At 70.4% G+C, this 7,853-nt stretch carries 7 protein-coding genes, 1 other RNA gene and 1 pseudogene; 5 read left to right on the top strand and 4 right to left on the bottom strand.

Annotation, left to right across the window (positions count from 1 at the left end):
• Nucleotides 1-85: 85 nt before the first annotated feature.
• From FEF15_RS16345 to FEF15_RS16330, 4 genes and pseudogenes are all read right to left on the bottom strand, one after another.
• The gene (locus FEF15_RS16345; protein WP_163560228.1) at nucleotides 86-664 is read right to left on the bottom strand and encodes a BON domain-containing protein; all 579 of its coding nucleotides are present in this window, start codon (nucleotides 662-664) and stop codon (nucleotides 86-88) included.
• Nucleotides 665-669: 5 nt separating this feature from the next.
• Entirely contained in the window at nucleotides 670-1,263 is a 594-nt protein-coding gene (locus FEF15_RS16340; RefSeq protein ID WP_163560227.1) for a phosphoheptose isomerase, read from the bottom strand.
• 47 nt (nucleotides 1,264-1,310) lie between these two features.
• Nucleotides 1,311-1,676 (bottom strand): annotated as a pseudogene (locus tag FEF15_RS16335) (YraN family protein).
• Nucleotides 1,663-3,483, bottom strand: a complete 1,821-nt coding sequence (locus FEF15_RS16330) for a penicillin-binding protein activator (RefSeq protein ID WP_163560226.1) — start codon at nucleotides 3,481-3,483, stop codon at nucleotides 1,663-1,665. The pseudogene FEF15_RS16335 and the gene FEF15_RS16330 overlap by 14 nt, the downstream one beginning before the upstream one ends.
• Before the next feature lie 39 nt (nucleotides 3,484-3,522).
• Between FEF15_RS16330 and rsmI the strand changes: the two genes are divergently transcribed.
• The 5 genes from rsmI to FEF15_RS16305 all read left to right on the top strand — a co-directional run bounded on the left by rsmI (nucleotide 3,523) and on the right by FEF15_RS16305 (nucleotide 7,849).
• On the top strand, nucleotides 3,523-4,389 hold the full coding sequence (gene rsmI, locus FEF15_RS16325) for a 16S rRNA (cytidine(1402)-2'-O)-methyltransferase (protein ID WP_163560225.1): 867 nt from the start codon (nucleotides 3,523-3,525) through the stop codon (nucleotides 4,387-4,389).
• Between the two features lie 32 nt (nucleotides 4,390-4,421).
• An RNA gene (rnpB, locus tag FEF15_RS16320) (RNase P RNA component class A) lies at nucleotides 4,422-4,787 on the top strand.
• Nucleotides 4,788-4,845: 58 nt separating this feature from the next.
• Nucleotides 4,846-5,802: a 16S rRNA (cytosine(1402)-N(4))-methyltransferase RsmH gene (gene rsmH, locus FEF15_RS16315; protein ID WP_163560224.1), complete on the top strand. Its 957-nt coding sequence runs from the start codon at nucleotides 4,846-4,848 to the stop codon at nucleotides 5,800-5,802.
• An 8-nt stretch (nucleotides 5,803-5,810) separates the two neighbouring features.
• A complete protein-coding gene (gene ftsL, locus FEF15_RS16310; RefSeq protein WP_163560223.1) occupies nucleotides 5,811-6,140 on the top strand; it encodes a cell division protein FtsL in 330 nt (109 codons plus the stop codon).
• A complete protein-coding gene (locus FEF15_RS16305) occupies nucleotides 6,137-7,849 on the top strand; it encodes a penicillin-binding protein 2 (protein WP_163560222.1) in 1,713 nt (570 codons plus the stop codon). The genes ftsL and FEF15_RS16305 overlap by 4 nt, the downstream gene beginning before the upstream one ends.
• Nucleotides 7,850-7,853 lie beyond the last annotated feature (4 nt).

Here is a 7,853-nt window from a genome sequence, read left to right as displayed (position 1 = left end):
ACCGTATGCCCGGTGGTGTGGGAGGGCGCCGGGGGCAACCCCGGCCCCTACCCGATGGGTTAATGCCGCCCGCCGGCGTTCGGGCTCAATCCAGGTAGTCGAACACCTTGACGATGCGCTGCACACCGCCGATGCCCGAGACCGCATCGACAATGCGGTCGGCCTCGGTGCGGGTGACGATGCCCATGATGTAGACGCTGGCGTTCTCGGTGATGAAACGCAGGCGGCTGGTATCGATGGTCTCGTCGGCGGCCAGAGTGGCGCGAATGCGCGTATTGAGCCAGGTGTCGGCGAGGCGCTGACTGGCCGGCAGGTTGCCGGCGATGGCCAGTTCGTTGTGGACGTCGCGCACGTTGCGCACCTCGCTGGCCACCTCGCTGGCCATCTCCCGGAGCTCCTCGCTGGGCACCTGGCCGGTGAGCAGGACCACGCCGTTGTAGGCATCGACGTTGATGCGGGCGTCGCCCAGGCGCGCGTCGGTGCGCCGCAGGTTGTGGGTGATCTTGGTCTCGATGCTTTCGTCCTCGACCTGGGTGCCGAGGGTGCGCTCGCCGTAGTTCTCCTCGATGGTGCCGGGATGGGTGACGCCTGTGACGGTGGTACAGCCGGCCAGACCGAGGAGGGCAGCCAGGAGCAGGAGCGGGAAAAGACGGGACAGGGTCATGGGGCTTACTCGCTTGTGCCGAAGAGTTGTTCGTCGATGAGATCGCACAGGCAGTGGATCACCAGCAGGTGGACTTCCTGGATGCGTGCCGTGGAGGTGGCCGGGACGCGAATCTCGCAGTCATCCTGGCCGAGCAGGGAGGCCATGTTGCCGCCGTCGCGACCGGTCAGGGCCACCACGGTCATCTCGCGGTCATGCGCTGCCTGAATGGCCTGGATCACATTGGCCGAGTTGCCGCTGGTGGAGATCGCCAGCAGGATGTCACCGGGCTGGCCCAGGGCGCGCACCTGCTTGGAAAACACCTCGTTGTAGCTGTAATCGTTGGCGATGGAAGTGAGCGTCGAGGTGTCGGTGGTCAGTGCCAGCGCCGGCAGGCTGGGGCGCTCGCGCTCGAAACGGTTGAGCAGCTCCGAGGAGAAGTGCTGGCTGTCGCCCGCGCTGCCACCGTTGCCGCAGGCCAGGATCTTGCCTTCGGTGACCAGGCATTGAACCATCATCTGGCTGGCGACCTCGATGAAGGGCGGCAGTACCTCGCTGGCATAGGTCTTGGTGTCGATGCTGGCGTTGAAGTGTCCGAGTATTCGCTGCTGGAAGTCCATTCTGTCGTCCTGGTCCCGGGGCGCATAGAGGCGTTGGTCCGCCTTCCCTAGAAGGCTTCGAAGGCCCCCGGCACCCACTCGTAATGCAGGGCGGGTGGTGTGCCGGTCACGGCCAGCGCATCGAAGCGGCACGGACATGATAGCCGGTTGCGGGTGAGATAAAAACGCGCCGCCCGGATCAGACGGCGCTGTTTGGTCGCGGTGATCGTCTCCAGCGGATGGCCGTGACGGCTGTCGGCGCGGTGGCGCACTTCGACGAACACCAGGGTGTCGCCGTGGCGCATCACCAGGTCCAGTTCGCCGCCCTTGGCGTGCTGGTTGCGTGCCACCAGCTTGAGTCCCTAGGCGATCAGCCAGTCGGCGGCCAGCTGCTCGATGCGCGCGCCCCGCGCGCGGGCATCAGTCGCTGCCATTGTCGCTGTCCGACGCGTCCGGCTGACCATTGCTGCCGGGCAGGCCCGATAGCGGTGCGCCGTTGTCGCCCCACAGGTCGGTGACCAGGACCGGGCGGGGCAGGCCGCTCTCGAAGCGCGCCCAGGGCAGGCGGCGATGGATGCGGCCGTCGGAGCCCACGGCCAGGGTGCCGGTGGCGCCGAACAGCTCGCTTTCCGGCAGCAGGCGGAACTGGGGAAGGCGCAGCGCCAGCTCGTAGGCGTCCACCCCCATGGCCATCAGGCGGAACAGCGAGGGGTCGGCGTCCTCTTGCAGCGCCCGGTAGCTGGCCAGGTAGGGGAGCGCTTCCTCGCCGCCCACGGCGGCGTCGGGAATCTGCCAGGGAATGTCGATGAAGTTGACGTCGTCGAGGTCGTGGTCGAGCAGTGGCTGGGGGCGCCCCTCGTAGAGGTGGGAGGTGGCGTAGACGGGCAGTTCGCCGGCGTCGTAGTAATCCAGCGTCGGCGGCACCTGGCGTGCGTAGTTGGGCACTGCGAGCAGGAATAGCATGTCGGGTCGTCCGCCGGCCAGCGTGCGCTGGGTGCTGTCGGTGGCCGAGCCGGAGGGGGCATAGGCCACGCGGTTGGTAAGGGTCCCCCCGTGCTCCTGCCACGCCGCGGCGAAGGCGCCGCCCACGCGGCGGCCCCACTCGTTGTCGGGAATCAGCATGGCGGCACGCCGGTGGCCGTCATCGCGGGCGCGGCGCGCCACCTGGCGGGCCTCGTCCTCGGCCGAGAGGCCGTACTGGTAGAGGTTCTCGGCGCGGTTGCGCTCGCCCTCGCCGTAGTTGAGGGCCAGCGTCGGCAGGGGGACGCGGTCGCGATTCTCGAGCCGCGTGACCAGCGACTTGTCGAGGGGGCCGATCACCACCTGAGCGCCGGCGTCGCGGGCTTCGGCGTAGAGCAGGTCGAGGTCGCCGAGGCTGGAGTCGAAGAAGCTCAGGCGCACGCCGCCGTTGCGTTCCACGGCGTTGAGATGGTGAGTGCGGATGCCCTCGCGGATCGCCTCGGCGACACCGGCCAGCGAGCCCGTTTCGGGAAGCATGACGGCGACGTGGCGGACCGCCTGGCCGCGCAGTTCGCGCAGGGCGAGCAGGTCGCTGGGCACTTCGCGCGCGGCGGGGTGACGAGGGTTGCGCTCGCGCCAGGTCTCCAAGCGGGCGAAGAGGCGCTCGACGTCGCTGCCCGCTTCGCGGGGCAGGCGTGCCAGCTCGATCCAGCCGGCGGTGAGCGACCCGGCACCCTCTTCCAGCGCGGCGAGCTGCTGACCGTCGAGACGCGACAGCGAGTGCCAGATATCCTCGTTGAGGGCCACGCCCTCGCTGTCGCGCTGCACGGCAAGCAGCGCCCGGGCGGCGGCCAGGTGCTCGCCGATGCGCGCCAGGGCGCGCCCCTGGCGCTCGCGCAGGGTGCGGCGCGCCTCGCCAGGCAGGTCGCGCTCGTCGAGCGCCTGGGTGGCGCGCAGCACCGCCGAGGGGTCGTCCGCCTCGCCGCCCAGCCGCGAGAGTAGCAGCGCCCAGCGCCGGTAGGCGTCGTCGTCGAGGGCCTGGTCCTCCAATGCAGTAGCGATCTCCAGCGCCTGGGTGCGCTGGCCCTGGCGTGCTAGGATGTCCGCCGCTTCGAGGCGGCTCATTGCGGCCTGTTCGCCTTCCTGCTGACGGGCCTGTTCGAGCAGCGTCTGCGGGTCGTCGGGGAGGCGCTCGACCGGTCCGGGCTGATACGCACAGCCGCCGACGAGCAGCAGGGCGAACAGCGCGGTGGCCAGCAGGCCGCGAGGCGTCTTGTCCATGGAACCGTATCCCTTGTCGTTTTCGCTCCGGGAGCCCTCATGTCTGATACGAGCTCGGGTTCATTGTACGTGGTCGCCACGCCGATTGGGAATCTGGACGACCTGAGCCCGCGGGCGGCCCGGGTCTTGGCGGAGGTGGCCCTGGTGGCGGCGGAGGACACCCGCCACAGCGCCCGGCTGCTGCGGCACCTGGGGCTGCACCGTCCGCTGCTCTCGCTGCATGAGCACAACGAGGCGGCGCGGATCGAGCGGATCGATGCGTGCCTGGTCGCCGGGGAGGATGTCGCCCTGATCAGCGATGCCGGCACGCCCCTGATCAGCGACCCCGGCTTCGTGCTGGTGCGCGAGCTGCGTGCGCGCGGTCGGCGCGTGGTACCGGTGCCCGGAGCCTGCGCCCTGGTGGCGGCGCTCTCGGCGGCGGGCCTGCCCACCGACCGCTTTCGGTTCGAGGGCTTCCTGCCGGCGCGTTCGGCGGCTCGCCGGACGCGCCTCGAGGCCCTGGCGGATTGCGAGGCGACCCTGGTGTGCTACGAGTCGCCGCACCGCATTCGCGACACCCTGGCGGATATCGCCGCCACCCTCGGTGCGCGTCGCCTGGTGCTCGCCCGGGAGCTGACCAAGGCCTTCGAGACCTTCCTCGAGGGCAGTGCTGAGGTGCTCCTGGCGCGCATGGCCGCCGACCCCGACCAGGCGCGCGGCGAATTCGTGATCATGGTGGCCGGCGCCGAGCCGCGTGCGGCGCCGGCGGAGGCCGCGGTGGAAGGCCGGGCGCTGCTCGGCGCGCTGCTGGCCGAGGGCGTGGGGGTCAAGCAGGCCGCCGGGGTAGCGGCGCGGCTGCTGGGCGGGGCCAAGAAGGCCTGGTATGCCGAGGCCCAGGCGCTCAAGGAGGCCCGGGAAAGCCATTGAGGGGGTTCCGTGGCGCTGGTATTCTTGCGCTCGGAGTCGGCCAGACAGTCGCCGCCGGCCCGGCCATGCGGCCGGCGTCGGGGGAGGAAAGTCCGGGCTCCACAGGGCAGGGTGCCAGGTAACGCCTGGGCGGCGCGAGCCGACGGAAAGTGCAGCAGAGAGCAGACCGCCTACGTCTCCTGCGGGAGGCCGGCAAGGGTGAAAGGGTGCGGTAAGAGCGCACCGCACGCCTGGCAACAGCGCGTGGCACGGCAAACCCCACCCGGAGCAAGACCAAATAGGAACCCCATGACGTGGCCCGCGTCGGGTTCGGGTAGGTCGCTTGAGCGCGGCGGTGACGCAGCGCCTAGAGGAATGGCTGTCCGCGACAGAACCCGGCTTATCGGCCGACTCCCCCTTTTCTTTCCGGCCGGCATGACGGCATCGCCGTCGCCCGGCTCCAACACCGAGAAGCGCATGTCGTCCTCCGCCCCCGAATCGTCCCCCCGCGGCTATCGCCATGCCAGCGTCCTGCTCGACGGGGCGGTCGAGGCCCTGGTGCACGACCCCGCCGGCCTCTATCTGGACGGTACCTTTGGGCGCGGTGGCCACAGTCGCGCCATTCTCTCCCGGCTGTCGCCGCAGGGGCGGCTGCTGGCCATCGACCGCGACCCCCAGGCCGTGGCCGAGGCCGGCGGCATCGACGACCCTCGCTTCACCATCGAGAAGGGCGAGTTCGCCCGCCTCGGCGAGATTGCCGAGCGCCACGGGGTCCACGAGCGCCTGGCCGGGGTGCTGCTCGACGTGGGGGTCTCCTCGCCCCAGCTCGATGACCCCGAGCGCGGCTTCAGCTTCCTGCGCGACGGGCCCCTCGACATGCGCATGGATCCCACCGGCGGCGAAAGCGCGGCGGACTGGTTGGCCAGGGCCGGCGAGGCGGAGATCGCCGGGGTGTTCAAGGCCTATGGCGAGGAGCGCTTCGCACGCCGCCTGGCCAGGGCCATCGTGGCGCGCCGCGTGGAGCGGCCCTTCACCCGCACCGCCGACCTGGCCGAGGTGGTCAAGGCCGCCCATCCCGCCTGGGAAAAGGGCAAGCACCCGGCCACGCGGGTCTTCCAGGCGCTGCGCATCCACGTCAACGGCGAGCTCGAGCAACTCGATGCAGCGCTCGCCGCCGCGCTGGAGGCGCTGGCGCCGGGCGGCCACCTGGTGGTGATCAGCTTCCACTCCCTCGAGGATCGTCGCGTCAAGCGCTTCATTCGCCAGCACGTGCGCGGCGACAGCCATCTGCCGCGCGGCATGCCGCTGCGCGATGACCAGCTCGCACGCCGTCTCGTCGCCCTGGGCAAGGCGCGTCGCCCCGGGCCCGACGAAGTCGCGGACAACCCGCGTGCCCGCAGCGCGGTGATGCGCGCAGCACGCAAGCTGGCCTGAGGGACACCATGAGCGCAGTACGTCAGGCGTCCGACACTTCCCGCTACGGCTGGCCGCTAGGGCGATTCGGTGGCCTGCGCCTGTGGCTACTGCTCCTGCTGATGGCGGTCTGTCTAGCCTCGGCCATGGCGGCGATCACCGTCAGCCACCTGACCCGCGAACAGTACGCCCGGCTGCAGCAACTCGAGCGGGAACGCGATCAGCTGCAGACGGAGTGGGGGCGCCTGCTGCTCGAGGAGAGCGCCTGGTCGTCGCCGGCGCGGATCGAGCGCCTGGCGGTGGAGCGGCTGGACATGCGCCTGCCCGACGTCGCCGACGTCGAGGTGATTCGCCCATGAGCGCCACCCCGTCCAGCGGTGTCACGCCGCGCCGCCGCCCCGCGTCACCGCCCATGGGGCGGGCGCGCTACTTCCTGGTACTGGTGCTGGTCGCGATCGGCATGCTGCTGCTGGCCGGGCGCATCGTGACCCTCCACGTCCTCGACCGGCCCTTCCTGCAGGGGCAGGGCAATGCGCGCATCCTGCGTACCGAGCCGCTCTCCGCCCACCGGGGCATGATCACCGACCGCCACGGTGAGCCACTGGCGATCTCCACGCCGGTGGTGACGCTCTGGGCCAATCCCCAGGAAGTGCCCGAGGATCGCATCCAGCGCCTGATGCTGGCCCAGGCGCTGGAGACGCCGCTGGAGACGCTCGACGCTCGCCTCGAGCGCTACGCCGAGCACGAGTTCATGTACCTGCGCCGCCAGCTCACCCCTCAGGCCGCCCAGCGGGTGCTCGACCTGCGCCTGGCCGGGGTCTACGCCCAGCACGAATACAAGCGCTACTACCCCGCCGGCGAGGTGGCGGCCCAACTGATCGGTGTCACCAACGTCGACGACCGCGGCCAGGAGGGGTTGGAGCTCGCCTATCAGCCTTTCCTCGCCGGCACCCCGGGACAGCGGCGTGTGGTCAAGGACCGCCGCGGTCAGCTGGTGCGCGACCTCGAGGTGCTCCGCGAGGCGGAACCCGGCGGCGAGCTGACGCTGGCCATCGACCAGCGCCTGCAGTACATGGCCTATCGCGAACTCAAGGCGGCGGTCGCCGAGCACGGTGCCGACGGCGGCATCGTGGTGATGCTCGATGCGCGCACCGGCGAGGTGCTGGCCATGGCCAACCAGCCCTCCTACAACCCCAACAACCGCGCAGGACTCGATCCCCAGGGGCTGCGCAATCGGGCCATCGTCGACGTTTTCGAGCCCGGTTCGGTGATGAAGCCACTGGCCATGTCGGCGCTGCTCGAGACCGGGGAGTTCCCCCCCGGCACCGTGGTGGATACCGCGCCGGGCTGGATGGTCATCGACCGCTTCACCATCAAGGACATCCGCAACTATGGTGAGTTGAACCTGGCCGAGATTCTCGAGAAGTCCTCCAACATCGGCATGTCCAAGCTGACCCTGCAGCTCGACGACCCGGTGGTGCCCGAGCGCTACCGGGCCCTGGGCTTCGATCGGGTCCCGGGGACTGGCTTCCCGGGCGAAGCCAGCGGCAGCGTGCCGGCGCCGGTGCGCTGGTCCAGCAGCCAGTGGGCGGCCCTCTCCTACGGCTATGGCCTCTCGGTCTCGGCCCTCCAGCTGGCCAGCGCCTATACCGCCATCGCCAATCATGGCGAACGCCTGCCGCCCTCCCTGCTGCGTGTAGACCAGGCGCCACCGGGCGAGCCCGTGATCGATCCCCAGGTCGCCGATCGCATCCTGGCCATGATGGATCAGGCCGTGGAGCCGGAGAGCGGTGCCCGGCGCGCCCAGGTGCCGGGCTACAGCGTGGCGGGCAAGACCGGCACCGTACGCAAGACCGGGGGCGCGGGGTACCAGGAAAACGCCTACCGCTCGCTGTTCGTGGGCATTGCACCGGTCTCCGAGCCGCGCATCGTCACCGTGGTGATGATCGACCATCCGCGCGGCGACGACTACTTCGGGGGCGCCGTGGCCGCCCCGGTCTTCTCGCGCGTCGTCGGCAGCGCCCTGCGCCTGCTCGATGTGCCACCCGACCAGCGCGAGCGCCCCTGACGAT

This window comes from Halomonas sp. NO4, assembly GCF_010994375.1.
Classification (GTDB): Bacteria; Pseudomonadota; Gammaproteobacteria; order Pseudomonadales; family Halomonadaceae; genus Halomonas.
This window is presented reverse-complemented; position numbering and strand designations above follow the sequence as displayed.

Excerpts from the sequence above, each read along its gene's own strand:
- FEF15_RS16345 (WP_163560228.1), bottom strand. The coding sequence starts at position 664 with ATGACCCTGTCCCGTCTTTTCCCGCTCCTGCTCCTGGCTGCCCTCCTC.
- FEF15_RS16340 (WP_163560227.1), bottom strand. The coding sequence starts at position 1,263 with ATGGACTTCCAGCAGCGAATACTCGGACACTTCAACGCCAGCATCGAC.
- FEF15_RS16330 (WP_163560226.1), bottom strand. The coding sequence starts at position 3,483 with ATGGACAAGACGCCTCGCGGCCTGCTGGCCACCGCGCTGTTCGCCCTG.
- rsmI (WP_163560225.1), top strand. The coding sequence starts at position 3,523 with ATGTCTGATACGAGCTCGGGTTCATTGTACGTGGTCGCCACGCCGATT.
- rsmH (WP_163560224.1), top strand. The coding sequence starts at position 4,846 with ATGTCGTCCTCCGCCCCCGAATCGTCCCCCCGCGGCTATCGCCATGCC.
- ftsL (WP_163560223.1), top strand. The coding sequence starts at position 5,811 with ATGAGCGCAGTACGTCAGGCGTCCGACACTTCCCGCTACGGCTGGCCG.
- FEF15_RS16305 (WP_163560222.1), top strand. The coding sequence starts at position 6,137 with ATGAGCGCCACCCCGTCCAGCGGTGTCACGCCGCGCCGCCGCCCCGCG.